The following is a 25,088-nucleotide window of genomic DNA, read 5'->3' on the forward strand; positions in this document are numbered from 1 at the left end:
GGGATATGCTCCGGCATCCGCATCATCGACAATGGTTCCCATGTCCGTGCGCGAGTCGATCGCTCCCGACGCGCGCTTCGACGCCGCCGGGTTCTCGGTGCGCGCACGGCTGACGATCGTCATCACCCTCGTCGCCGCGCTCGGGATGCTGGCGGTCGGCCTGGCGGTCTACGCGGTCGAGCGCCATCGCATCACCGAGAGCGTGCAGGACCAGCTCCGCGCGGATCTGGAATCCACGCGCCTGATCGTCGGCACCCCGCCGGCCGGCGGATGGGCCGATGCGACCGATGCGCTCGCGAGCGTCATGCGCGTGCTCGTGCCGGGGGAGACGAGCGGATCGATGGGCCTGGTCGACGGTGAGGTCGCGCTCGTCCCTGGCGTGGGGCGCGCTGTCGACCCCAGTGCGGACGCGGACTTCGTCGCGCGCGTCGTCGACGAGACCGCCGGACGCGATGTCGTCGCCGGCGCATATCGCGAGAACGGGAAGGACTGGTCGTACCTCGCCGCTCCGATCGAGGTCTCGTCCGATCCCGATGCCACAGCCGTGTTCGTGATGGTCTACGACCTCGACCTGGAGTTCGGGGGGCTCGAACTGTCGGCCCGCGCCTACCTGATCACGGCGATCGCTGCGGTCGCGGTGATCGCGGCGGTCGCCTGGTTCGTCTCCACGCGGCTGCTGCGTCCGCTGCGCGAGATGCGCGAGATGGCCGAGCGCGTCTCGGCGCTGTCGCTCGACGAGCGCCTCCCGCTGCGCGGCCGCGACGACGTCTCGGGTCTCGCCCGCACGATGAACGGCATGCTCGACCGCATCGACGAGGCGATGGGCGCGCAGCGCCGACTGCTCGGCGACGTCGGCCACGAGCTGAAGACGCCGCTGACGATCGTGCACGGCTACCTCGACGTGATGGATGTGCGAGATCCCATCGACGTCGAGCACACGCGGCGGCTCGCAGTGGACGAGATCGAGCGCATGGGACGGCTCGTCGGCGACCTCGTCGACGTCGCGGTCCTGCTCGATGACGAGGGCCTTCGACGGGCGCGCGTCCCCGCGGGCGCCCTGCTGCGCACGATCGCGCAGAAGGCGACGATGATCGACGATGCGGATGTCACGCTCGGCGACGTCGCGGAAGCGGATGCCCAGATCGACGCGGCCCGCATCACACAGGCCATGCTGCAGCTCATCCAGAACGCGGCCACGCACGGCGGGGGTGCGGTCGAGCTCTCCTCCGAGCTCGTCGGCGGCACCCTGCTGCTCCAGGTCCGCGACCACGGTCGCGGCGTCCCCGATGACGACAAGCAGCGCATCTTCGAGCGGTTCCAGCGTCTTCAGGAGGGCGGCCGCGGCCCGGACGGCAGCGGCCTCGGGCTCAGCATCGTCCAGCTCATCGCCGAGCAGCACGGCGGCGAGGCGCTGGTCGCGGACGCGGACGGCGGCGGAGCGCTCTTCACGCTGAGCATCCCGATCTCGCCGCCGCCGGCATCCGGTGCGGGCGACGCCGATACGCTGGATCCGCAGGCGCGATCGACAGGAGACGAGTGAGATGCCCTCGATCCTGATCGCGGACGACGAACCGCGCATCGCCGGATTCCTCGAGAAGGGGCTGCGTGCGGCCGGCTTCGCCACGCGCGTCGCGAACAACGGCCGTCAGGCGCTCGAGCTCGCGCTCACGGACGAGTTCGACCTGCTCGTGCTCGATGTCAACATGCCGGAGATGACCGGCTTCGAGGTGCTCGAGCAGCTCAGGGGCTCCGGTTCTCAGCTGCCGATCATCATGCTCACCGTGCGCATCGAACTGCGCGACACCGTGGCCGGATTGGAGGGCGGGGCGGACGACTACATCGCGAAGCCGTTCCGCTTCGAAGAGCTGCTGGCGCGCGTCCGGCTGCGCATGCGGCAGACGCGGACGCCGACCACCAACGAGCTGACGCACGGCGACCTCGTGATCGACCTGTCCGCCCGGCGCGCCAGGATCGACGGCAGCGACATCGACCTCACCGCTCGGGAGTTCGCCCTCGCCGAGGAGTTCGTCCGCCACCCAGGCCAGGTGCTCAGCCGCGAAGTGCTCCTCAGCCGGATCTGGGGATACGACTTTGATCCGGGTTCCAACGTCGTCGACGTCTACATCGGCCATCTGCGCGGCAAGCTGGGGGCCGAGCGCATCGAGACGGTCCGCGGCATGGGCTACCGGATGCCGTGAGGCTCGTCAGGACGCCTCGGATCGGATGCCGCGGCGACGGCCGATCCAGACGACGAACGCGCCGACGGCGACGATGACCACGGCGATGCCGACGACATATCCGGCCACGCCGATGTACCCCTCCGGGACCTCATGCGGGTTGAGGAACGGATACGGATACCACCACGAGACGCCGGTGAGCGGCGCGGTGATGAACTCGGCCCGCACGAGCGTGTAGACGGCCCACGCGAGCGGGAACGCGGCGACGATCCACAGCGCCGACCAGGGCAGGCCGCGCCGCCGAGGGGCGAACAGCACGTCGAGCAGCATCACCAGCGGGATCACGACGTGCAGGGTCTCGTTGGTCCACACATCCGACAGGCCGGCGAGCGGGATGTTGCGCAGCAGGATGTTGTAGACGATGCCCGTGACGATCATGTACGTGCTCGTGCAGACGAGGAGCGTCGCGAGCCACGCCGGTTCGGCATCGGAGGTTCGCCGGTTCCACAGCATCCAGATCGCCCCGATCGCGAGCGCGACCGCCGCGAGGAGGTTGGAGAGGATCGTGAAATAGCTGAAGAAGTTCGTCACCACGGTGGGCAGGTGCGAGCCCCACTCGGTCTCGGAGGCGAGGGCGTTGGCGATGACGAGCCAGGCCTGCCTGGTGAGAGCGGCCGCGCCGAGCACCGCTCCCGCGAGCCGGACGTATGCCCACCAGTTCATATGCGCCTCCGCGCGTCAGCGTAGCGGGCGCCGCCTCGGATGCGTACGGAATCGGTCGCGGCGGTATGTCGCTAGAGCTGTTACAGCGACTCCTTCATCCCCGAGCTGGAAAATCGCGCGGGCGAGGTCTACCTCGCCGGCCGTGACCGTGGCATCCGAGATCCTGACGGTCGTCGCTCGAGATCAAGCGTCAGATGGCGGCGGGGCGGCTGGCAGAGCTCGGGAGCGCGCGACGGGTCATCTCCGAGCGCTGACCTGCGGAAAACGGGCTGTCCGTCCCCCTTCGATAGGATGGAGCCGCCCGAAGCGGGCCAGCTCATCGGCCGGTGCAAACCCGGCGAAAGCAAGGGGGTTCACCCATGCCAGGAATCGTTATCGTCGGCGTCCAGTGGGGCGATGAGGGCAAGGGGAAGGCGACCGACCTGCTCGGTGAGCGCACCGACTGGGTCGTGAAGTTCAACGGCGGCAACAACGCAGGGCACACGGTCGTCGTCGGCAATGAGAAGTACGCGCTGCACCTTCTGCCCTCCGGCATCCTCTCTCCCGGCGTGAACCCGGTCATCGGCAACGGCGTCGTGATCGACCTCGAGGTGCTCTTCCACGAGCTCGAGGCGCTGTCGGCTCGCGGCATCGACGTCTCGCGACTGCGCGTCAGTGCGAACGCGCACATCATCACGCAGTACCACCGCACGCTCGACAAGGTCACCGAGCGCTTCCTCGGCAAGCGTCAGATCGGTACGACCGGCCGCGGCATCGGTCCGGCGTACGCCGACAAGATCAATCGGGTCGGCATCCGCGTGCAGGATCTGTTCGACGAGAACATCCTGCGCCAGAAGGTCGAAGGCGCTCTGGATCAGAAGAACCACCTGCTGGTGAAGATCTTCAACCGCCGTGCGATCACCGCCGACGAGATCGTCGACGATCTGCTCTCCTACGCCGAGCGGCTGCGTCCCATGGTCGCAGACACCGGTCACCTCATCGACCAGGCGCTCGGTCGCGGCGAGGTCGTCGTGTTCGAGGGCGGCCAGGCCACGATGCTCGACGTCGACCACGGCACGTACCCGTTCGTCACGTCGTCGTCCGCCACGGCGGGTGGCGCGTCGACGGGCTCCGGTGTGGGGCCCGGCGCGCTCGACCGCATCGTCGGCATCGTCAAGGCGTACACGACGCGCGTGGGCTCCGGTCCGTTTCCGACTGAGCTGTTCGACGAGCAGGGCGAGTGGTTGCGCAAGCAGGGCTTCGAGTTCGGCACGACCACAGGTCGTCCGCGACGCGTCGGCTGGTACGACGCGCCCATCACGCGGTACGCGACGCGCATCAACGGCATCACCGACCTCGTGCTCACGAAGCTCGACATCCTCACAGGGCTCGAGCAGATCCCGGTGTGCGTCGCGTACGACGTCGACGGGGTGCGCTTCGACGATGTGCCGGTGAACCAGACCGATTTCCACCACGCCAAGCCGATTCTGGAGTACTTTCCCGGTTGGACCGAGGATATCTCGCAAGCGCGAACGTTCGAGGACCTGCCGCAGAACGCGCAAGACTACGTGCTCGCGCTCGAGAAGATGAGCGGCACCCGCCTCTCGGTGATCGGCGTCGGGCCTGCGCGCGATGAGATCATCGTGCGGCACGATCTGCTCGACTGATGACGCGGTTCTGGCTCGGCGGCTACGGCGCGGGCATGGACGGTTCGGCCGATGGCATCGGTCTGCTCGCCGGAGATGCGCAGGCCGCGACGGCGCTCTCGTATCGAGGTGCTGTCGCGGCGGCGCCGTCGCCGTCGTGGCTGGCTCGGCATCCGCGTCTCGACGTCGTCTATGCGGCGCTCGAAGGGGATGCCGCGGTACAGGCCTTCGTGCGCACCGGCGATGCGGCGCTCGCGCCGCTGGGGGATCGTGTTCCGGTCGGGCAGTTCGTGTGCCACCTCGCGGTCGCTCCGTCTGGTGCGTATCTGATCGCCTCCTGCTACGGGGATGGTCGGGTGGTGCGCATCGGGCTCGATGCCGAGGGGCGTCCGGTTCCGGATGCGGTCGACAAGGCGGCGGCGCTGCGTGCGGCGCTGTTCGGCGATGAGCGCGGCGAGGGGGATGGTGGGGCTGCTCGCACGGGCGCGGGGGCTGCGGCATCCGATCCGTATGAGACGCCGGTCGGCACAGAGCCGCGGGTCTCGCACGCGCATGCGGCGGCGGTTCTGCCTGATGGGCGCGTGGCGACGACGGATCTCGGATTCGATCTGGTGCGGTTCTGGCGCCCCACGGCGTCCGGGCTGGCGCTCGATCACGAGGTGGTGCTGCCGCGGGGGACGGGTCCGCGGCACATGGTCGTTCACCCGAGCGGTCATCTGCACGTCGTGACCGAGTACTCGTGCGAGGTCTTCACGCTGGCGGCCGGGCCGGATGGCACGTGGGCCGTCGTGTCCGCGACGCTCGCGAGCCCCGTCGCCGAGGTGGGGACGGATTTTCCGGCTGAGCTCGCTCGCAGCCGGGACGGTCACGTGCTCTACACCGCGCTGCGGGGCAGCAACACGATCGCCGCGCTGCGCGTGCATGGGTCGGGAGATCGGCTGGAGTCGATCGCGTTGGCGGATGCCGGTGTCGATTGGCCGCGTCATCACCTCGTGTTCGAGGGCAAGCTGGTCGTCGCCGGGCAGCGGTCCGACACGGTCGCGCTGCTGGATCTCGATGAGCGCACCGGGGTGCCGCTCGGCGTGCGGCACACTGCCCAGGTTCCGTCGCCGACGCACATTCTGCCGGTGCGCTGACCGCGTTCTGGTCGCCGGAGGCGACGCCGCATGGCTGGCATGGCTGGCATGGCTGGGCTGGGCTGGGCTGGGCTGGGCTGGGCTGGGCTGGGCTCGGCTTGGGCGGCTTGGGCGGCTTGGGCGGCTGAGTGCGTCTACGGTGCGTCTCGTACGCGTTCCGGTGCTCCGGCGCTGGCGCCGAGCGCGAGCCGACGTTCTCGCTTGCGCTCGCTACGGGCGGGGTACTCGATGCTCGCACGGGATGCGGCTTCCGCGGGGCTGCGCGTCGCCGGTCCGGTGCCTTCGTCGCCGACGCGGCCCTGTCAGCACCCTCGCGCCCAGGGTGCACCGGGGTGGTTAGGCGGCGAGTGTGTAGCGGGCGGTTCCGCCGAGGCGTGGTGTTTGTTGGGGGTCGATGTTCGGTGGTGGGATGAACCAGACTTTGGCGGTGGTGGTGCCGTCGATGTGAATGTTCCATCCGTTGTCGTGGATGCGGTGGTGGCAGTTGTCGCAGAGCAGGATGCCGTTGTCGAGGTTGGTTGTGCCGTGGTCGCGGTTCCACCAGTTGATGTGGTGTGCGCGGGTCATGGCGGGTGGGAGGGTGCACATGGCGCATCCGCCGTCTCGTTCGGTGAGGGCGAGGCGTTGGGTCCGGGTGAAGAGGCGTTTCTCTCTGCCCCAGTCGAGGATTTCGCTGTCCGAACCGAGGACGCAGGGGATGACGCCGCCGTTGGCGGCCATCTGGCGGGCGGTGCTGATGCTGATGGGGTGGTCGGTTCCGTCGATGGTCGCGTACCCGGTCCCGTGGGTGAGGTCTTCCAACCCGACGCGGACGATGACGGTGGCTCCGGCGAGGGCGGGGGCGCTGGTGTCGCAGCCGAGGGTGTGGGCGCAGAGGTCGGCGAGGGCGTCGGCCTGCAGGTGCGCGATGGTACGGTGGGCGGCGTCCGGGGCGTCGGGGTCGAGTGCGTTGGCTCGTGCGGCGAATACCGCGGTCACGTAGCCTTCGATGGCGGCTTTGATGGGGGCGGCGGTAGCGACGTCGATGTCTGCGGTGAGGTGCAGCCTCCCATCGCGTTCGCTCAGGAGGAGCCGGTTCTGGGCGCGGGCGGCTTCTTCCCGCGGGAAGACCCCGTCCGGATCCAAGTGCGCTTCCGCGCGGGTGAGCAGTCTGCGGACCTCGTCCAAGGACAGTCCTGCCGCTTTCTCGACGAGCAGTGCTTCGGCTTCGGCGACCCGGTCGGCGTCGATCGTGAGCCGCACCCGGTCCAGCAACCCGATGATGAGCCCCGCGGCCTGCGTCCCGAGCATCCCGCTGGCAAGCGCGGCCCGCACGGCCGGGTATTTCGCCGGGAGTCGTGCGCCGAGGAGGTCGGTGCGGGGTGCGGTCGCTTCTCCCACTTTCACCAGCCGGGTCGCGTCCCCGGTGGACCGGCCGGTCGCAGCCGCGACGAACTGTCCCGCGTTGCGGAACCCCTGCTCTTTCGCCAACGACTCCGCACCCAGCTCGGGTCGCGACTCCGACGCGATCCGAGCCGCGACCTCCGCCTCCAACCCGTCGATGAGCCGGTGCAGCACGGCCAGGGCGGCGTTCGCCTGCACCAGGGCTGCCCGGTCAAGGCCTGTCGCGTCCGCGGCATCCGACCACACCGCGTCGAGGCGGGTGACCGCCTCGTGCAGAGGATCCAGATGCGTCGTCGACATGCCTCCAGACTACGCCGAGGACACCGACAATGGAAGACATATACGAAAGATATCTTCGAATCTACGGGGATGCGTGCATCTCACATGCCCCCCACCCGCTGGATGCCGGGACGATAGCCGCATGACTGCGGAGCGGATCGCGCGTCTCCTCGCACGCAGGCCGAGAGCAGATACGCGCCGGGGACCACTTTCGTGATGGACACGATCCAGCTGCCCGGCAACTCCGGCACCTACCTCGACACGGCGTTCCACCGCTACGAGGGCGGGGCCGATCTCTCCGCCCTCGCCCTCGAGACGCTCGTCGACCTGCCGACCGAGGTGTTCCCCCTCGACGACGCACAGGAGCGCGGCATCCCGGCTTCGGTCTTCTTCGACCGCGACGTCCGGGGCAAGGCCGTGCTGCTGCACACCGGCCGCGACCGCCTCTTCGAACTTCGGAACGTTCCCCGTGCGCGCGTTCGCCCGAGTCCCCGCGGCTTGACCTCAAGCATTGTTGAGGTCCTAGCGTCCTCATCATGACATCGAGAACAGACGCGACGCCGACGGCGGCTCACTCAGCGGGCATCCTCAGCACCACCTACCTGTGGATCACGATCGGCGCGTGCGCGCTCGTGTTCCTCGGAGCCTTCGAATCCTTGGCCGTCACGACCGTGATGCCCTCGGTCAGCGCCGATCTCGACGGTGAGCGGCTGTACGCACTCGCGTTCGCCGGTCCGCTCGCGACCGGCGTCATCGGCATGGTGATCACCGGCAACTGGTCGGATCGCCGCGGACCCGTTGTTCCCCTGTACACCGCGGTCGCCGTCTTCGTGCTGGGGCTCCTCGTCGCGGGCCTCGCCCCGACCATGGAGGTCCTCGTCGCCGGGCGCTTCGCGCAGGGGCTCGGCAGCGGCGGCCTCATGGTCGCTCTCTACGTCGTCGTCGCCCGGGTCTACCCGCAGGCGCTCCACCCCGCGATCTTCGCCGGGTTCGCAGCGGCGTGGGTCATCCCGTCGCTCGTGGGCCCGACCATCGCCGGCCTCGTGGCCGAGCTCTGGGGCTGGCAGTGGGTCTTCCTCGGTGTGGTGGTCCTGGTCGTCGCCGCCCTGCTGATGGTGGTCCCGGCGCTGCGCGGGCTGCACGGCGGCGGAGATCTCACGACGCCGTGGGCGATCGGACGCCTGGGGTGGTCGGTGCTCGCCGCCCTCGCCGTCCTCGGCCTGAACCTGCTCGGCGACATCCCCGGCCCCGGCCCCGCACTCGCGGTCGTCGCGGCGGTCGTGGCGCTGATCGCCGTCCGCCCGCTCGTCCCCCGCGGAACTCTGCGCGCTCGTCGCGGGCTACCGTCCGTGATCCTCGTGCGAGGCATCGCCGCCGCGGCCTTCTTCGGCGCGCAGGTGTACCTGCCGTACCTCCTCACGGATCGGTACTCCCTCACGCCGACGCTCGCCGGTCTCGCCCTCACCGGCGGCGCCCTGGCCTGGTCGGCCGCGGCGACAGCGCAGGGCCGCTGGGGTGCGCGGCTGTCGAGCGTGACTGCCATCCGCGCCGGAACGATCCTCGTCCTCATCGGCATCGCTATCGTCCTGGTGACCGCGCCTCTCGGGCTGTCCGCCGTCCTGATCGCGGTCGCGTGGGTCGTGGCGGGGCTCGGAATGGGCCTGATGAGCCCGAGGACCAGCGCGCTCACGCTGGCGATGTCGACCCCGAAGACGCAGGGCTTCAACAGCTCAGCGATGACGGTCGCCGATTCGTTCGGAAGCGCGCTCGCCCTCGCGATCACGGGGACCGTGTTCACCTCGGTGGCGACTCTGCTCAATCCGTTCACGGCCGTGTTCGCGCTGGCCGTCGCCCTCGCGGTCGCCGCCGCCGTGCTTGCGCCACGCGTGCGCCCGGCCGTCGGCGAGACCCCGTCATCCGACGCCGCGGCGACGTAACCGGCAGCGCGTCGAACCTTACGGTTCGGGGACTTCCGGAACAACCCCCGTGACTCGGCGTTGCACTTGGACAAGACTGGGAAGGTGCAGCGGATGACAGAAGAGTACGACCTCATCGTGATCGGGGCGGGTCCCGTCGGCGAGAACGTGGCGGACCGGGCCGTGCAGGGCGGACTCACCGTCGTCATCGTCGAAAGCGAACTCGTCGGCGGCGAATGCTCGTACTGGGCGTGCATGCCGTCGAAGGCGCTGCTGCGCTCGGGCCAGGCGCTGCGCGCCGCCCTGCGCATCGCCGGCGCCGCCGAAGCCGTCACAGGCGCATTGGATGCCGAGGCGGTCCTCGCCCGTCGCAACTCGTTCACGAGCGACTGGTCGGATGCCGGTCAGGTGTCCTGGCTCGGCAAAGCCGGGATCGACCTGGCCCGCGGTCACGGCCGCATCACCGGTGAGCGCGAAGTCACCGTGACGGACGCGGATGGCGCCACCCGCGTCCTGCGCGCCCGTCATGCCGTCGCCATCAGCACGGGCACGGATGCCGTGATCCCCGGCATCCCCGGCCTCGCGGAGGCGAAGCCGTGGACGAGCCGCGAGGCGACCAGCGCGCAGGAGGTGCCTGGTTCGCTCGCCGTCATCGGCGGCGGCGTGGTCGCGGTCGAGATGGCCACCGCCTACGCCTCCCTCGGGTCGCACGTCACGGTGATCGCGCGCGGCGACATCCTGGGCTCGCTCGAGCCGTTCGCCGGCGAGCAGGTCGCAGCCGGGATGCGCGAGCTGGGCGTCGACGTGCGCACGAACACCGCGACCAGCCGCGTCGACCGCGACGAGAGCGGCGTCACGATCACCCTGGGCGACGGATCGACGGTCGTGGCCGACGAGGTCCTCGCCGCCACCGGCCGCCGCCCGCGCAGCGGTGACATCGGCCTCGAGAACGTCGACCTCGAACCGGGGCGGTACATCGACGTCGACGACACGCTCAGGGTGCCGGGCAGCGACTGGCTGTACGCCGTCGGCGACGTCAATGGACGCGTGCTGCTGACGCATCAGGGCAAGTACCAGGCCCGCGCGGCTGGCGACGTGATCGCCGCCCGCGCGCGGGGCGAGGACATCCACGACGACGCGTGGGGTCGGCACGTCGCGACCGCCGATCATCGTGCGGTGCCGCAGGTCGTCTTCTCCGACCCAGAGGTCGCCGCCGTCGGTCTGACGGCCGCCGCGGCGCAGGAGGCCGGTTTCGAGACCGCCGTCGTCGACTACGATCTCGGCTGGGTCGCCGGAGCGAGCCTTCACCAGGACGACTACCGCGGACAGGCCCGCATGGTGGTGGATGCCGAGCGCGACGTCATCCTCGGCATCACGTTCGTCGGTCCCGACGTCGCAGAGCTCCTGCAGGCCGCCACGATCGCGATCGCGGGAGAGGTGCCGATCTCGCGACTGTGGCACGCAGTGCCGGCGTATCCGACGGTGAGCGAGATCTGGCTCCGCCTGCTCGAGGAGTACGGTCGCCGGTCGGCGTGAGCCGATGGTCGGAAGAACCATCCGATCGGGCATCCGCTCCGAAGGCACAGAGATGAGAGGACGCACGTCGATGCCGCCGATCATGACGCGCCGAGGGACCAGACCCCCGGGTGTCTGTGGCGTCCCCTACGCTCAGAACCTGATCCGAGGAGGACAGAAATGAAGGCTGTACTCGCAGGAACCACGATCGCCGAGGCGGACGAGGGCGACCTGATCCGCATCGAGGGCAACTGGTACTTCCCGCCGGCATCCCTCGCGCCGGACGTCCTCGTCGAGAGCCCGACGCCCTACACGTGCCCGTGGAAGGGCGAGTGCCAGTACTACTCGGTGCGCGCGGGCGGCGACGTCCACGTCGACCGGGCCTGGGCCTACCCTCACCCGTACCCGTCTGCGTTCGATCGGGTGGGGCAGGACTTCTCCGGCTACGTCGCGTTCGCACCAGACGTCGACATCGCACCGTAGCCGCTCCCCGAACGACCGGAGACACCATCGCATGATCGAGTTCCGTTCCGTATCCAAGCGCTTCCCCGACGGCACGCTCGCCGTCGAGGACTTCAGCCTCGTGCTCCCCTCCCGCAAGACGACGGTGTTCGTCGGGTCGTCAGGATGCGGAAAGACGACGCTGCTGCGCATGATCAACCGGATGGTCGAGCCGACCGCGGGCGATGTCGAGATCGACGGGGACAGCGTGCTCGACGGCGACCCCGTCGCGCTGCGCCGTCGCATCGGCTACGTCATGCAGAACTCCGGCCTCATGCCGCACTTCACGGTGATCGACAACGTCGCGACCGTACTGCGCCTCACCGGCGTCGCGAAGAAGCCCGCTCGTGAGCGCGCGCTCGAGCTGCTCGACACGGTCGGCCTCGATCGAGCGCTCGCCGACCGTTACCCGAGCCAGCTCTCCGGTGGTCAGCAGCAACGCGTCGGTGTGGCCCGCGGGCTCGCCGCCGACCCGAACATCCTGCTCATGGACGAGCCGTTCGGCGCGGTCGACCCGATCGTGCGCGCCGATCTGCAGCAGGAGCTGATCCGACTGCAGCAGGAGCTCGACAAGACCGTGGTGTTCGTCACGCACGACATCGACGAGGCCTTCCTGCTGGGCGACCAGGTCGTGATCCTCGACAAGGGGGCGCGGATCGTGCAGGTCGGCACCCCGAGCGAGATCATCGAGAACCCGGCCGATGACTTCGTCGCCGCCTTCATCGGCGCCGAACGCGGACGCCGCGCGTTGCGCCTGAAGCACACGCCGCACGGCACGGTCGTGGTCGATTCGGAGGGGCGGACGCAGGGCGCTCTCATCGAGGACGGCGCATGACCTGGGTCTTCGACAATCTCGACCTCATCCTCGCGCTGAGCGTCGAGCACCTGCGGCAGAGCATCATCCCCATCGTGCTCGGCCTGGTGCTGTCGCTGCCGCTGGGGTGGGTCGCGTGGCGGTACAAGCTCGTCCGCGGTCCCCTCATCGTGCTCACCGGCCTGCTGTACACGATTCCGTCGCTCGCGCTGCTGATCCTGCTGCCTGCATCGCTCGGCTACTCGGCCACGAGCCCGTCCAACCTGATCCTCGCGCTGACCATCTACGCGGTGGCGATCCTGGTGCGCTCGGTCGCTGACGGTCTGGACTCGGTCGACGCCGCCGTCCGCCAGTCGGCCACCGCGGTGGGCTTCGGCGGCGCGCGGCGGTTCTGGACGGTCGACATCCCGCTCGCCGGCCCGGTCATCCTCGCCGGGCTGCGCGTGACCGCGGTGAGCACGATCTCGCTGGCCACGGTCGGCATCCTGATCGGCGTCGAGAACCTCGGGTACCTCTTCACCAACGGCCTGCAGCGCCGCATCATCGCCGAGGTGTTCGCCGGTATCCTCGCGGTCGTCCTGATCGCGCTCATCATCGATCTGCTGCTCGTGCTGGCCGGACGCCTGATGATGCCGTGGACGCGCGCGACCACCGCGACCAGACGCGTCGTCACACCGGTAAGGCCCGCCGCATGAACCTCTTCGCGGATGCGCTGGCCTGGCTGTTCTCCCCCGAGCGGCTGGAGGGTCCGTACGCCCTGCCGATCCTGCTCGGACAGCACCTGTACTACACGATCGTCTCCGTGCTCATCGCCGCCGCGATCGCCATTCCGGCTGGCTGGCTCATCGGGCACACCGGCCGGGGTCGTGAGATCGCCGTTGCGATCTCGGGCGCTGCACGCGCGATCCCGTCCTTCGGTCTGATGATCCTGCTCGTCCTGCTGCTCGGCGTGCTGCGCGTGCCCGAGGCAGCGATCATCACGTTCGTGATCCTGGCGATCCCGTCGCTGCTGGCCGGCGCCTACACCGGGCTCGAGGCGATCGACCGTCGCACGATCGACGCCGCACGAGCCGTGGGCATGACGCCGTGGCAGGTGTTCTGGAAGGTCGAGGTGCCGCTCGGGATGCCTCTGCTCGTCGGCGGCATCCGCGCAGCGCTCCTCCAGGTCATCGCCACCGTCACGATCGCCGCGTACGTCAACCTCGGCGGGCTCGGCTGGCCGATCATCCAGGGCATCCCGCTGCAACGATTCGACCAGGTGCTCGGCGGGGCGATCCTCGTCGCCCTCCTCGCGCTCATCACCGATCTGCTGATGGCCATCGCACAGCACGCGGCGGTGCCCACCGGCATCCGCGTCCAGCAGACCACCAGAGCCGGACGCCGGGCACGTACCACGGCGTCCGCCACCGCCTGAATCAGACCCCCCCAAGAGAGGAACACCATGTTCATCGCACGAAAGTCCCGCATCGCGCTCGCCGGTGTCGCGGCCGTCGCCGCGTCGCTCGTCCTGGCCGGATGCTCGAACAGCAACCCGCTCGAAGAACCGACCGACGAAGGATCCAGCGGCGGCGACACGATCGTCGTCGGCTCGCAGGCCTACTACTCGAACGAGATCGTCGCCGAGATCTACGCTCAGGCACTCGAGGCCGAAGGCTTCACGGTCGAGCGCCAGTTCAACATCGGCCAGCGCGACGCCTACATCCCCGAGCTCGAATCCGGCGCAGTCGACCTGTTCCCGGAGTACACCGGCAACCTGCTCGAGTTCTACGACGACGCAGCCACCGCGACCAGCCCGGACGACGTGTACGCCGCCCTCCAGGAGGCGCTCCCGGAGGAGCTCACCGCGCTCGACTACTCCGAGGCCAGCGACCAGGACACCTACACCGTCACGAAGGAGTTCGCCGAGGCCAACGGTCTCACCACGATCGCCGATCTCGCGAAGGTCACCACTCCCGTGACGCTCGGCGGCGCACCCGAACTGGAGCAGCGGCCCTACGGCCCGGCCGGCGCCAAGGAGGTCTACGGAGTCGACGTGGCGTTCTCGGCCACGGGCGAGACCACGCTCGAGTCGCTCCTGGCCGGCGAGATCCAGGTCGCCGACATCTACACCGCGGCGCCTGCGTTCCAGACCGAGGAGATCGTCGCGCTGGAGGACCCGGAGAACCTGATCCTCGCCTCGAACGTCGTGCCGATCGCGTCGACGGATGTCGCGGACGAGATCGCGGACGTCATCAATGCGGTCAGCGCCGAGCTCGGTGCCGATGACCTCGTCGCCCTCGGCGTCCAGAGCACCGAGGACCAGATGTCGCCGGACGACATCGCGTCGCAGTGGCTCGAGGACGCCGGCCTGAACTGATCGCACCCGCGAACAGACGATGCCCCGGAAGCCGCATGGCTTCCGGGGCATCGTTCGTCGTACGCGGCGCGCGCGTCAGAGCCGCGAGTCCTGCCGCGGCACCCAGACCTTCTTGATGATGATCAGGATGGATGCCGTGACCGGCACCGCGACCAGGGCACCGAGGAGCCCGAGCAGCGTACCGCCGACCATCGCCCCGATGACGACGAGCGACCCGGGCACCGACACCGCCTTGCTCATCACGCGCGGGGTGAGGAAGTACGCCTCGAACTGCATGTACACGAGGTAGATCGCGGCGAAGATGAGCGCGAGCAGCGGATCGCTGAACAGCGCGATGACCGAGCCGATCATCCAGAACAGCACCGATCCGACGAGCGGGATCAGCGTGATCAGGAAGGCGGTCACCGCCAGCAGCAGCGGGAACGGCAGACCGAGCACCGAGTACAGCAGGAGCACGACGAGCGAGTTGATGAATGCCAGCGTCACCATGCCCATGACGTATCCGCCGACCGAATCCGTGATCTGGTCGGTGATGATCTCGGTGTTCGCGCGGTCGCGGGCGGGCAGCAGACGCAGCATCGCCTGCTTCATGCCGGGCAGCGTCGCCACGAAGTAGATGATCAGCACGAGCACGATGATCGCGCCCGAGATGCCGCTCGCGATCGAGGCGCCCACCTGCAGTGCACCGCCGCCGATCGCGGCGATGTTGCCCGGATCGGTGAGGAAGCTCTGGACCTGACCGACCAGATCCTCGAAGTTGTCGCCGAACTGCGCCTCGAGCGTGGCGTACAGATCGCTCGACTGGAAGTCGCGGATCATGCCGGGGACATCCTGGACGAAGCTCGCGATCTGCTGGACGACCACGGGGACGACCGCCCAGATCACGAGACCGAGCAGCACGAGCAGCGAGACCAGTACGGTCACGAGCGCCCACGGCCGCGGCATCCGCTGCCGTTCGAGGAAGCGGACCGCAGGGTCGAGGCCCAGCGCGGCGAACAGCGCGAGCGCGATGTAGATCAGCACGGTCGACAGGTTCGTGATGGCGAGTCCGAGCGCGATCGCGGCGAGCCCGCCGAGGGTCACGAGGAAGCCGAACACGAACGGGCGGTCGATGCGCGTCCAGAACGACCGCGTCGACGGCGTCGGCTCGACGAACGGCCGAGTCGTGAGCTCGGGCTCCGGCTCGTGCTCGCGCTCCTCGCGACGGCGGCGCTTGGACGGCTTCTCGGCGACGGGAACGGAGTTCTCGGTCTCGTCCGCGGGAGTCTCGGTGCTCATCCGTTCACTCTAGGGGAGGGGCGATATCGTGGGGGATATGACAGATGACGCCGCCAGGAACGAACTGCTGCGCCTGCGCGCCAGCATCGACAACATCGACGCCGCCCTCATCTTCATGCTCGCCGAGCGCTTCCGCGCGACGCAGCAGGTCGGACTCCTCAAGGCGCAGCACGCCATGCCGGCATCCGACCCCTCGCGCGAAGAGCAGCAGGTCGCGCGTCTGCGCGCGCTCGCCGAAGAGGCGCACCTCGATCCGGAGTTCGCCGAGAAGTGGTTCAACTTCGTGGTCGCCGAGGTCATCCGTCACCACACCGAGGCAGCGGAAGGGCGCTGACCTCCGTCACTTCGACGTGCCCTGCGACACCGATCCCTGCAGCTGGCGCTGGAACAGGATGTACACGATCAGCACCGGGACGATCGTGATGATCACGGCGGCGAACATCTCACCGAAGTCGAGCGCGTAGCCCGCCGAGGACGCATAGGACGCCATTCCTTGTGAGAGCACGTACTTCGTCGGGTCCGTGTTCAACGAAATCGGCAGCAGGAACTGGTTCCACAGGCCGAGGAAGTTCATGATGGCCACGGCCGCCATCCCCGGCTTCGCCATGGGCAGCATCACCTGGAAGAACGTGCGCCACTCGCTCGCGCCGTCCACGTACGCGGCCTCCTGGATCTCGTACGGCAGCGACTTGAAGAACGAGAACAGGAAGAACACCGTGAACGGCAGCGCGAACGCGACGTAGGTGACGATGAGTCCTGGCAGCGTGTTCAGCAGCCCCATCCCCTGCAGGATGAAGAACAGCGGAACGATCGCGAGGAAGACCGGGAAGGTGAGCCCGGCGAGCATGAGGTAGTAGATGATCCGGCTCCCCGGCAGCGAGAACCGCGCCAGCACGTAGGCGCACATCGCACCCAGTACCATGACGAGCACGAGCGAGACGCCGACGACGATGATCGTGTTGATGAACATGCCGCCGAAGTTGTTGCCCACCCAGGCGTTGACGTAGTTCTCGAAGCTCCACTGCGCCGGCAGGCCGAACGGCGAGGCGAAGATCTCCTTGGTGGTCTTGAAGGAGCCGATGAAGGTCCACAGCATCGGCAGGATCACGACGAGCGACCAGATGGCCAGCACGACGTGGGATGCCCCGCCGACGGCCTTGTCGCTCGCGGTGGACTTCGCCGCGGCCCGTCGTGGCTTCGCCCTCGGGTCGATCGTGATCGCGGCGCGGGTGTCGACGCTCATGCGCGTCCTCCTTCATCCTTGCCGCCGATGAGGCGGAACACGCCGATCACGATCGCGGCGAACAGCAGGGTGATCACGGCGAGCACGACACCCATCGCGCTCGCCAGGCCGAACTGGCCCTTCTCGAACGCGGTGCGGAACAGGTACTGACTCATCACCAGCGTGCTGTTGCCAGGGCCGCCGGTGGAGTTGAGCCCTGCCATGTAGACGAAGGCATCCAGGGCGAGGATGCCGAGGTAGATGTACGCCGTCTGCACGTTGTCGCGGATCTGCGGGAGCAGGATCGAGGTGACGGTGCGGAAGCGCCCTGCGCCGTCGATGCGCGCGGCCTCCAGGGTCTCGCCGGGGATGCCCTTGATCGCGGCGATGAAGAGCACCATGTAGAAGCCGACCATGCTCCACACGATCACGAAGATCGTCGCGGCCATCGCGGTGCGCTCGTCGCCGAGCCAGGCGAAGCCGTTCGTGTCGATCCCGACGACGCCGAGCAGGCCGTTCAGCAGGCCGCTGGGCGTGTAGATCATGTTCCACAGGATCGCGATCACGATCGCGGGGATCACGTACGGGAAGAACGAGACCACCCGGTAGAAGCTCGACCCCGTCAGTCCCCGCACCTGGCCGTGGCTCGGGCCGCCGACCGTGATCATGCTCGCGAAGACCAGGGCGATCACGATCGTGATGAGCGGGACGACGATCGCCAGCAGCAGGTTGTTGCCCATCGCCTGCAGGAACGTCGGATCCCGGAAGAGTCGAACGAAGTTGTCGACGCCGACGAAGTCCATGGTCGGCGAGAAGCCGGTCCAGTTCGTCATCGCGTAGTAGACGGCCTGGATGAACGGCGAGATGACGAAGATCAGGAAGATCGCGACCGGGAGCCCCAGGAACACCAGCAGGAACGAGACGTAGTCGAACGTCATCCTGCGCCGCAGGCCCGCACGGGGCGCCTTGCGGCGTCCCGTGCGGGTGGTGACGACGGCCCTGGTGTCCAGGGCCGCGTCGACCGGGGGAGCGCTCAGGCTCATTTGATCTCGATCTTCTCGATGGAGCTGTCCTCGCGGATCTTGTCCGTCAGCGCCTGCAGCTGCGACGTGATCTCCTCGACCGTCATCTTGCCGTCCAGGAACGAGTTCCAGATCGGCAGCTGGTCGGAGTTCATGCCGTACAGGTTGAAGGACTTGATCGTGAACATGCCGGTTCCGGCGGCCGCGATCATCTCCACCTGCGACACGAGCGCCGTCGAACCGAATCCGTCCTCCGGCACGATGTCCTTCACGACGGTCGGCGCGAGCTTCTCCTTCGAGAACGCGGATGCCGCCTCCTTCGAGAGCATCGTGCGCAGCAGCTCCTTGCCACCGGCGACGTTCTTCGCCTTCGATGGCACGATGAACGGCTCGCCGGCCTCGGCCCGCATGAAGCCGGCCGGCGTCGTCGCATCGCCGTCGAGCGGCATCTCGCGCACGCCCATCATCTGGAAGTTGTCGGCGGTCGTCTTCTTCATCTCGTTCTCGATCCACGATCCAGACGGGTACAGCAGCGCCTCCTGGTCGAGGCTCCACTGCGACTGGGCCTGCGTGAACTGTGTGCCGCCACCGCCCGGCTTGACGAAGCCGGAGGCGATGAGGTCGTGCAGGATCGTCAGGATGGACTGCAGGGTCGGGTGCGACCAGCATCCCTCCTCCAGGTTCTCCAGCGGCAGGCGCACGTCGTCGCCGGACTGGATGACCGCGGAGTCGACGACGAAGGTCTGGTAGTAGGTCGCGGCCTCCTTGCCCCAGAGGAAGAGGTACTTGCCCTTCGCCTTGGCCGCCTCGCCGAGCGGCTTCAGGTCCTGCCAGGTCTGCGGCGGCTCCCAGCCGTTCTCCTCGAACAGGCTGCCGGAGTACCAGACGCCGTACGTGGTGAACACGTAGTTGAGAGCTGCGAACTTGTCGCCGAAGGTGCCGGGGGCCTTCACGCCGTCGAACAGGGTGTCGGCGATCTTCTGCCCCTCGAGGTTCTCGGCTTCGAGGACATCGCTGAGGTCCTCGAGCTGGTCGAGGATCGTGTTCCAGCCGATGGAGTTCGCGCCGGAGTTGTCGACCAGATCCGGCGGGTTGCCGCCGACGAAGCGGGGCTGCAGCTCCTGCGCGATCTTGGTGGATGCCGAGACCTTGGCGGTGACGCCATCGAGTGCGTCGTTGCCGGCCATGATCTTCGCGGCGTTCTCGACGTAGTCGACGCCGTAGCCGCCGTCGAAGATGACCGCGTCGACGGTCGAATTCGCGGCGACGCCGAACGGGTTGTCGGCGGTGACCTCGCCGGCGGGGCCGCTACCGCCGCCTCCGCCGCCGGGTGCGGCGCACGAGGCGAGGGACATGCCGAACGGCAGCAGCAGCGCCGTCGCTGCCGCTCCGCGCAGCAGAGTGCGGCGGCTGATGGAGGATTCGGTGAGTTCCATCTTCGTACCTTTCGTTGGGGCGTCGGTGGAGGCGCCGTGTTCTTGTTCGGGTTTCAGTCGCCGCGTCGGATGCGGCCGCGATAGCGGTCTTCGAGCACGGAGTTGTGCTCGTCGCCGCCGGGGATGTTGGCGGAGATGTACATGGGCGGCACCTCCCCGCGTTCGACGATCCGGTTCGCCGCACCGAGCGTCAGCAGCTGCGCGATGTACGCGCCGGTGATCGACGAGACCGCGCCGGCGCCGATGCTGCCGTCGAGTGCGAGGGTGGTGTCGCCGTACGGGGCGAGGTTGTCGATCACGACGTCGGCGACCTCGCTGAGCCGCCTGCCGGACGGATGCTTCGGCTGCACGCGCGCGGTGTGCTCGAGGCTCGTGACGGCGATCACCGTGTGTCCGCGCTCCTTGGCCCACAGTGCGGTGCCGACGATCGATCCGTTCACGCCCGAGTTCGACGCGATCATGAAGGCGTCGTGCTCGCCGACGGGCACGGTCGCCATGAGTTCGTCCACGACCCAGGGTTCGCGTTCGAGTGCCGCGGTGAGCACGCCGACCTCGCGTTCGCCATGGAGCACGATGTCGCGCAGGGCGAAGCGGTTGGTCGGGATCAGACCGCCCGCGCGCCCCGCGATCTCCATCGCGAACGCCTCGGAGTGTCCGGTGCCGAACGTGTGGATCACGCCGCCGGCATCGATGCACGCGACCATCAGATCGATCGCGGCATCGAGGGCGCCGCCTTCGGCATCCGCGGTGAGACGGGCCAGGCGCCGTGTCGTCTCATGGAGCAGATCGGCAGGGGCGGCGGTCATGCACCCACCTCCTGTGGTGTGGTCGCTCGAGCATCCGATGGGCGGGCCCGGCGGTGCGCGGACACCGCCATGGCGGTGGCGGCGAGCCGGGTCGCGGCCGAGTCGAACATCTGCTGGGCGATGAACAGGTAGAGCAGGTCGATCACGAACAGCTGCGCGTGCTTGACCGACATGTCGTCCGGGCGCAGGTAGCCGACCGGTGCCGCGGTCGTGATCGACACCGCGGCCACCTCGGCGATCCAGCTCTCGTCGTCGTGGGTGATGGCGATCGTGAAGGCGCCGGCCGCGCCGGCCTGATCGAGCATCTGGACGGTCTCCTCGGTCTGCCCCGTGCTGGAGACGCCGATCGCGACCGACTCGGCGCCCTGCAGCACGGCGCTGGCGAGGCCGTCGTGGACGTCGGCCCAGGCGTGCGCGCTTATGCCGATCCGGTGCAGTCGACGCTGGAACTCGTCGGCGATGCCCGCGCTGCCGCCGAGACCGTAGATGTCGACGTGGCGGCTGGCGGCGATCGCCTGCGCGGCCTGGTCGACGGCGACGAGGTCGATGCCTTCCGCCGTGGTCTCGAGCCCCCGTACATGTGCGTTCAAGAGGGTGCGGAGGATCTTCTCCGGCGCATCGGTCGGTGCGAACTCGGCCCCGATGTCGGTGTGCCAGGCCTGCTCGGTGCTGCCGCGCCCGAGCTCGGTCGCGATGGCGACGCGGAACTGCGTGTACCCGTCGAAGCCGAGCGACCGGCAGAAGCGGGTGACGCTCGCCGGCGAGCTGCCGGCCAGTTCGGCGAGCTCCGTGATCGTGCGTTCGACCGGCGCGGTCGGCTGCGAGATCACGAGATCCGCGATCTTCGACAGCGCGATCGGCATGCCGTCACGGCGCGCCGAGATGCGTCCGATGATCGCGCCGTTGTCGGCGTCCAAACTGCGTGGCACCATTGCCTCCAGAACTCGCCGCAGGAAGTTCACGTTGGAGTGAAAACTATTCTCACCGCGGACCGAGGTCAAGTTAGGACGCATAACAAATGGGTCACGACATGGTGATGATCGGCGTGGACGGCGGCGGCACGGCGACGCGCGCCGTGCTCACGACGCGGGACGGGCGCTGCCTCGGCTACGGGGTCGCCGGGCGCGGAAATCCGATCTCGGCCGGTGTCGAGCAGGCGGCCGGTGCGGTCCTGGACGCGGTCAGTGCCGCGGTGGCGATGTCCGGCCGGGCGATGGGTGACGTGTCCATGATCGCCGCGGCACTCGCGGGGCAGGCGGTGAACGGCGCGGGCGCCGCGCTTCTGCGCGCGCGACTGGAAGAGGCCGGCTTCGATGGCGCGCTCCGGTTCGAATCCGACCTGCTCGCGACGTACTTCAGCGGCACGGCCGCCGACTCCGGCTACGCGATCGTGTCCGGCACCGGTGCGTGCGCGATCCGCGTCGAAGACGGCCGGATCGTCGCGACGGCTGACGGCCTCGGCTGGCTGCTCGGCGATCGCGGCAGCGGGTACTGGATCGGACAGCGGGTCGCGAAGGCGGTGATCCGCGATCTCGACGACGCCGGGCCGGCGACCGCGCTCACGCCGCGGCTGCTCGAGCGGTGGGGCATCCAGTCGCACGTCACCCGATCGGCGGGGGCCGAGGGGCGCCCGCTCGCGCTCGAACAGCTCGTCACGACGCTGTACGCGCTGGTGCCGATCGAGCTGGCCGCGCTCGCGCCGCTCGCGTTCGATCATCCGGACGATCCGGTGGCCGCCGGCATCCTGCGCCGTGCCGGTGCGCACCTCGCCGACTCGCTCGTCGCGGTGCTCGCCGCACCAGGACCGCTCGTGATCGGGGGAAGCATCCTGTCGCGCCCAGGGGCGGTGCGCGACGCCTTCCACCGCCGACTGGGCGATGGTGCGGTCGTCGAAGTCAGCCCGGTGGCGGACGGCGCCGTCGGTGCTGCCGTGCTCGCGCTGCGTGCCGACGGCTGCTCCGTGACGCAGGACAGGCTCGACTGTCTCGTCGAAACCGTCGAACGCATGCGGTGACACCTCGTCCATGACCCTCCTCCTCGAGCATCTGACGCCATTCTATGATCTAATGCGTTAGAAACAATCAAAACTTTGCACAATCTCGATGAGGAGAGCCCGATGGTGGATTCGTCGCCCGGTGCGCACATGCGCGTGGAACTGCGGTCGCAACCCGAGACCTGGGCGCGCGCGGCGGAGATGCGCGCCGAGCAGCGCCGCCTCCCGGCGCACGGCGCCCGCATCGCCGTCGTCGGCTGCGGCACGAGCTGGTTCATCGCGCAGTCGTACGCGGCGCTGCGCGAGAGCGCTGGTCTCGGCGAGACCGATGCGTTCGCGGCATCCGAGGCCTTCGTCGATCGCGGCTACGACGCCGTCGTCGCGCTCACCCGCTCCGGAACCACGACCGAGGTGCTCGAGCTCACCGAGCGCATCACGGGCCGGCACACCGGGCGGGTGCCCGTCATCGGGGTGATCGGCGACCCGGCGTCTCCGCTGGTCGACCTGGTCGACGATGCAGTGCTGCTCCCGTTCGCCGACGAGCGCTCGGTCGTCCAGACCCGGTTCGCCACGACCGCGCTGGCGCTGTTCCGTGCCTCGCTGGGAGAGGACCTCACCCGCGCGATCGAAGACGCAGCGGCCGTGCTCGCCGAGCATCCGGATGCCGAGCTCACCACGGCCGAGCAGTACACGTTCCTCGGGCGCGGATGGACGATCGGGCTCGCGCACGAGGCCGCGCTCAAGCTGCGCGAATCGTCGCAGAGCTGGACCGAGTCGTACCCGTCGATGGACTACCGGCACGGCCCGATCGCGATCGCGGCGCCTGGACGCCTCACGTGGCAGTTCGGGGCGGCACCGGCGGGCCTCGCCGAGCAGGTGCAGGCGTCCGGCGGCCGGTTCGTCCAGCACGACATCGACCCGATGGCCGACCTCGCGCGTCTGCACCGCGTCGCTCTCGAGCGAGCGCTGCAGGCCGGCCTCGATCCGGATCTGCCGCGGGGCCTCACCCGCTCGGTGATCCTGGGCGCGTGAGCACGTCGTCGGGCGAGGGCACGGCCCCGATCGGCGCCGGTGCGCCGGTGCTGGCGTTCGACGTCGGCGGGACGGATGTGAAGTCCGCGCTCTTCGACGCCGACGGAGCAGCACTCGGTCTGCGGCGGACACCGACACCGCACCTCCGCGCTGACCCGGCCGCGGCGCTGATCCACGAGCTCGGCGTGCTGGCCGACGAGCTGCGGGTCCGGCATCCGCTCGTCGTGCCGCAGGCCGCCGGCATCGTGGTGCCCGGCATCGTCGACGCGGATGCCGGGGTGGGCGTCTTCGCGAGCAACCTGGGCTGGCGCGCTGCGCCGCTGCGCCGACTCGCTGAGGACCGCCTCGGGCTGTCGGTGGCGTTCGATCACGACGTCCGGACGGCGAGCTGGGCGGAGTACCGGCTGGGTGGGGCGCGCGGCCAGGCGAACGTCGTCGTGCTGATCGTCGGGACGGGGATAGCGGGGGCGATCCTCGTCGACGGCGTCCCGTACACCGCCAGCGGCTACGCCGGCGAGATCGGGCACTCGCCGATCGCGGACGGCCCGCTGTGCGCCTGCGGCGGGCGGGGGTGCCTGGAAGCAGTGGCCTCGGCGGGGGCGATCGTGCGCCGGTATGCCGCAGAGACCTCGACCGTGCCCGAGGGGGCGCGCGACGTCATCGCCCGTGCCGCGGCCGGCGACGCGGTGGCCGCGCGCATCTGGGATGAAGCGCTGGATGCTCTGACGCTCGCGCTCGCCCAGCTCACCGCCGTCCTCGCGCCGGACGCGATCGTCATCGGCGGAGGGCTGTCGCGCGCGGGCGGCGCCCTGTTCGACGAGGTGCGCACGCGTCTGGACGCGCGACTGAGCTTCCACCGCCGCCCCGAGCTGGTTCCGGCGCAGCTGCAGGGCGATGCCGGTCTGATCGGTGCAGCGCTGCGGGCGAGGGAGCGCGCATGATCCTCGCCGTGACCCCGAACCCCGCGGTCGATCTGACCTGGGTGGTCGAGAAGACGGAGATCGGCGGGACGCATCGCGCCGACGCGGCAGCAGTGCGCGCCGGCGGCAAGGGGGTCAACGTCACCAGGGTCGCGCATGCCGCCGGGTTCGCCGCGTCTGCGCTGAGCACATGCGGCGGGGCGACCGGTGCCGAACTGCGCGCGGAACTCGAGGCGAGCGGCGTGCCGCATCGGCTCGTCCCGGTCGCAGCTCCGACCCGTCGCAGCGCCGCCTGGGTGGATCGCTCGCTCGGCGACACGACGATCCTGAACGAGCGCGGGGCGAACCTTTCGGACGAGGAGTGGATGTGCGTGGTCGATGCTGTCCGCGAGGAGGTGACCGCGGCATCCGTGTTGGTGATCGCCGGAAGCCTGCCGCCTGGCGCGCCGCCTTGGCTGCTGCCCCAGCTCATCGGCCTCGGTGCGGGAATCGACGTGATCGTCGACACCGCGGGCCCTGGGCTGCTCGCGGCAGCGGATGCCGGGGCCGCTGTCCTCAAGCCCAATCGCGCCGAGATCGTCGAGGCCACAGGCATCGCGGATCCCGTCGCCGGCGCCCACGAACTGCTCCGCCGCGGTGCCGGTCTCGTGCTGCTCTCGCTCGGTTCAGAAGGGCTGTGCGCGATCGGCGATGATGTTCTGCTGCAGGCCCGGCTGCCCGAACCGCTGGCCGGCAACCCGACCGGCGCCGGTGACGCGGCGGTCGCGGCCGTCGCCTGCCTTCTGGATGCCGGCATCCGCGACACCGAGACGCTCCTGCGCCGCGCCACCGCGTGGTCGGCGGCCGCCGTGCTCATGCCGCTCGCGGGAGAGGTCTCGCCCTGCTGGCGAGAACTCGAACACGCACTCATCGTCGAGAAAACATTCGCCGCATGAGAAACCACGCCAGCGCCGG

At 69.2% G+C, this 25,088-nt stretch carries 25 protein-coding genes; 17 read left to right on the top strand and 8 right to left on the bottom strand.

Annotated features, from left to right (window positions below):
• Positions 1–40 precede the first annotated feature (40 nt).
• Complete coding sequence (locus ACWAT3_RS09960; RefSeq protein WP_460798047.1) at positions 41–1,540, top strand: sensor histidine kinase; 1,500 nt, start codon at positions 41–43, stop codon at positions 1,538–1,540.
• A 1-nt stretch (position 1,541) separates the two neighbouring features.
• A complete protein-coding gene (locus tag ACWAT3_RS09965) occupies positions 1,542–2,198 on the top strand; it encodes a response regulator transcription factor (protein WP_460798048.1) in 657 nt (218 codons plus the stop codon).
• A gap of 6 nt (positions 2,199–2,204) precedes the next feature.
• Here ACWAT3_RS09965 and ACWAT3_RS09970 read toward each other — a convergent pair whose 3' ends face one another.
• Positions 2,205–2,900: a Pr6Pr family membrane protein gene (locus tag ACWAT3_RS09970; protein WP_460798050.1), complete on the bottom strand. Its 696-nt coding sequence runs from the start codon at positions 2,898–2,900 to the stop codon at positions 2,205–2,207.
• 359 nt (positions 2,901–3,259) lie between these two features.
• On the opposite strand from ACWAT3_RS09970, the gene ACWAT3_RS09975 reads away from it, so the two are divergent.
• Both ACWAT3_RS09975 and ACWAT3_RS09980 read left to right on the top strand, forming a co-directional pair.
• Positions 3,260–4,546: an adenylosuccinate synthase gene (locus tag ACWAT3_RS09975; protein ID WP_460798052.1), complete on the top strand. Its 1,287-nt coding sequence runs from the start codon at positions 3,260–3,262 to the stop codon at positions 4,544–4,546.
• On the top strand, positions 4,546–5,661 hold the full coding sequence (locus ACWAT3_RS09980) for a lactonase family protein (protein ID WP_460798053.1): 1,116 nt from the start codon (positions 4,546–4,548) through the stop codon (positions 5,659–5,661). The genes ACWAT3_RS09975 and ACWAT3_RS09980 overlap by 1 nt, the downstream gene beginning before the upstream one ends.
• A 336-nt stretch (positions 5,662–5,997) precedes the next feature.
• Here the strand turns inward: ACWAT3_RS09980 and ACWAT3_RS09985 are convergent, their stop codons facing one another.
• On the bottom strand, positions 5,998–7,344 hold the full coding sequence (locus tag ACWAT3_RS09985; protein WP_460798055.1) for a DUF222 domain-containing protein: 1,347 nt from the start codon (positions 7,342–7,344) through the stop codon (positions 5,998–6,000).
• A gap of 195 nt (positions 7,345–7,539) precedes the next feature.
• Between ACWAT3_RS09985 and ACWAT3_RS09990 the strand changes: the two genes are divergently transcribed.
• The 8 genes from ACWAT3_RS09990 (at position 7,540) to ACWAT3_RS10025 (ending at position 14,425) form a co-directional block, all read left to right on the top strand.
• Positions 7,540–7,863 carry a hypothetical protein gene (locus ACWAT3_RS09990; RefSeq protein ID WP_460798057.1) on the top strand — a complete coding sequence of 108 codons (324 nt, stop codon included), beginning with the start codon at positions 7,540–7,542 and terminating at the stop codon, positions 7,861–7,863.
• Positions 7,860–9,260, top strand: coding sequence for an MFS transporter (locus ACWAT3_RS09995; RefSeq protein ID WP_460798058.1), 1,401 nt, complete (start codon positions 7,860–7,862; stop codon positions 9,258–9,260). Before ACWAT3_RS09990 ends, ACWAT3_RS09995 begins: the two co-directional genes overlap by 4 nt.
• 93 nt (positions 9,261–9,353) lie before the next feature.
• Positions 9,354–10,775 carry a dihydrolipoyl dehydrogenase family protein gene (locus ACWAT3_RS10000; RefSeq protein ID WP_460798059.1) on the top strand — a complete coding sequence of 474 codons (1,422 nt, stop codon included), beginning with the start codon at positions 9,354–9,356 and terminating at the stop codon, positions 10,773–10,775.
• Between the two features lie 159 nt (positions 10,776–10,934).
• Entirely contained in the window at positions 10,935–11,237 is a 303-nt protein-coding gene (locus ACWAT3_RS10005; protein ID WP_460798061.1) for a DUF427 domain-containing protein, read from the top strand.
• 31 nt (positions 11,238–11,268) lie between these two features.
• Positions 11,269–12,090 carry an ABC transporter ATP-binding protein gene (locus ACWAT3_RS10010; protein WP_460798062.1) on the top strand — a complete coding sequence of 274 codons (822 nt, stop codon included), beginning with the start codon at positions 11,269–11,271 and terminating at the stop codon, positions 12,088–12,090.
• Entirely contained in the window at positions 12,087–12,764 is a 678-nt protein-coding gene (locus ACWAT3_RS10015) for an ABC transporter permease (protein ID WP_460798064.1), read from the top strand. The genes ACWAT3_RS10010 and ACWAT3_RS10015 overlap by 4 nt, the downstream gene beginning before the upstream one ends.
• Positions 12,761–13,483 (top strand): ABC transporter permease, encoded by a 723-nt coding sequence (locus ACWAT3_RS10020; protein ID WP_460798066.1) that lies wholly within the window; start codon positions 12,761–12,763, stop codon positions 13,481–13,483. The genes ACWAT3_RS10015 and ACWAT3_RS10020 overlap by 4 nt, the downstream gene beginning before the upstream one ends.
• 27 nt (positions 13,484–13,510) lie before the next feature.
• Positions 13,511–14,425, top strand: coding sequence for an ABC transporter substrate-binding protein (locus ACWAT3_RS10025; RefSeq protein WP_460798068.1), 915 nt, complete (start codon positions 13,511–13,513; stop codon positions 14,423–14,425).
• Between the two features lie 75 nt (positions 14,426–14,500).
• Here the strand turns inward: ACWAT3_RS10025 and ACWAT3_RS10030 are convergent, their stop codons facing one another.
• Positions 14,501–15,703 (bottom strand): AI-2E family transporter, encoded by a 1,203-nt coding sequence (locus tag ACWAT3_RS10030; protein WP_460798070.1) that lies wholly within the window; start codon positions 15,701–15,703, stop codon positions 14,501–14,503.
• Between the two features lie 37 nt (positions 15,704–15,740).
• Between ACWAT3_RS10030 and ACWAT3_RS10035 the strand changes: the two genes are divergently transcribed.
• The gene (locus ACWAT3_RS10035; RefSeq protein ID WP_429462572.1) at positions 15,741–16,037 is read left to right on the top strand and encodes a chorismate mutase; all 297 of its coding nucleotides are present in this window, start codon (positions 15,741–15,743) and stop codon (positions 16,035–16,037) included.
• A gap of 6 nt (positions 16,038–16,043) precedes the next feature.
• Here ACWAT3_RS10035 and ACWAT3_RS10040 read toward each other — a convergent pair whose 3' ends face one another.
• The 5 genes from ACWAT3_RS10040 to ACWAT3_RS10060 all read right to left on the bottom strand — a co-directional run bounded on the left by ACWAT3_RS10040 (position 16,044) and on the right by ACWAT3_RS10060 (position 21,118).
• Entirely contained in the window at positions 16,044–16,946 is a 903-nt protein-coding gene (locus ACWAT3_RS10040; RefSeq protein WP_460798072.1) for a carbohydrate ABC transporter permease, read from the bottom strand.
• Positions 16,943–17,863, bottom strand: a complete 921-nt coding sequence (locus ACWAT3_RS10045) for a carbohydrate ABC transporter permease (RefSeq protein WP_460798571.1) — start codon at positions 17,861–17,863, stop codon at positions 16,943–16,945. Before ACWAT3_RS10045 ends, ACWAT3_RS10040 begins: the two co-directional genes overlap by 4 nt.
• A gap of 101 nt (positions 17,864–17,964) precedes the next feature.
• On the bottom strand, positions 17,965–19,383 hold the full coding sequence (gene ngcE, locus ACWAT3_RS10050; protein ID WP_460798074.1) for an N-acetylglucosamine/diacetylchitobiose ABC transporter substrate-binding protein: 1,419 nt from the start codon (positions 19,381–19,383) through the stop codon (positions 17,965–17,967).
• A 53-nt stretch (positions 19,384–19,436) separates the two neighbouring features.
• A complete protein-coding gene (locus ACWAT3_RS10055) occupies positions 19,437–20,189 on the bottom strand; it encodes a sugar isomerase domain-containing protein (RefSeq protein ID WP_460798075.1) in 753 nt (250 codons plus the stop codon).
• Positions 20,186–21,118 (bottom strand): MurR/RpiR family transcriptional regulator, encoded by a 933-nt coding sequence (locus ACWAT3_RS10060; protein ID WP_460798077.1) that lies wholly within the window; start codon positions 21,116–21,118, stop codon positions 20,186–20,188. Before ACWAT3_RS10060 ends, ACWAT3_RS10055 begins: the two co-directional genes overlap by 4 nt.
• Positions 21,119–21,207: 89 nt before the next feature.
• On the opposite strand from ACWAT3_RS10060, the gene ACWAT3_RS10065 reads away from it, so the two are divergent.
• The 4 genes from ACWAT3_RS10065 (at position 21,208) to ACWAT3_RS10080 (ending at position 25,069) form a co-directional block, all read left to right on the top strand.
• Positions 21,208–22,203 (top strand): N-acetylglucosamine kinase, encoded by a 996-nt coding sequence (locus ACWAT3_RS10065; RefSeq protein ID WP_460798079.1) that lies wholly within the window; start codon positions 21,208–21,210, stop codon positions 22,201–22,203.
• A 102-nt stretch (positions 22,204–22,305) separates the two neighbouring features.
• Positions 22,306–23,214 (top strand): SIS domain-containing protein, encoded by a 909-nt coding sequence (locus tag ACWAT3_RS10070; RefSeq protein WP_460798081.1) that lies wholly within the window; start codon positions 22,306–22,308, stop codon positions 23,212–23,214.
• Positions 23,211–24,155, top strand: coding sequence for an ROK family protein (locus ACWAT3_RS10075; RefSeq protein WP_460798082.1), 945 nt, complete (start codon positions 23,211–23,213; stop codon positions 24,153–24,155). Before ACWAT3_RS10070 ends, ACWAT3_RS10075 begins: the two co-directional genes overlap by 4 nt.
• The gene (locus tag ACWAT3_RS10080) at positions 24,152–25,069 is read left to right on the top strand and encodes a 1-phosphofructokinase family hexose kinase (RefSeq protein WP_460798083.1); all 918 of its coding nucleotides are present in this window, start codon (positions 24,152–24,154) and stop codon (positions 25,067–25,069) included. Before ACWAT3_RS10075 ends, ACWAT3_RS10080 begins: the two co-directional genes overlap by 4 nt.
• Positions 25,070–25,088 lie beyond the last annotated feature (19 nt).

Source organism: Microbacterium sp. GXF0217, from assembly GCF_054798195.1.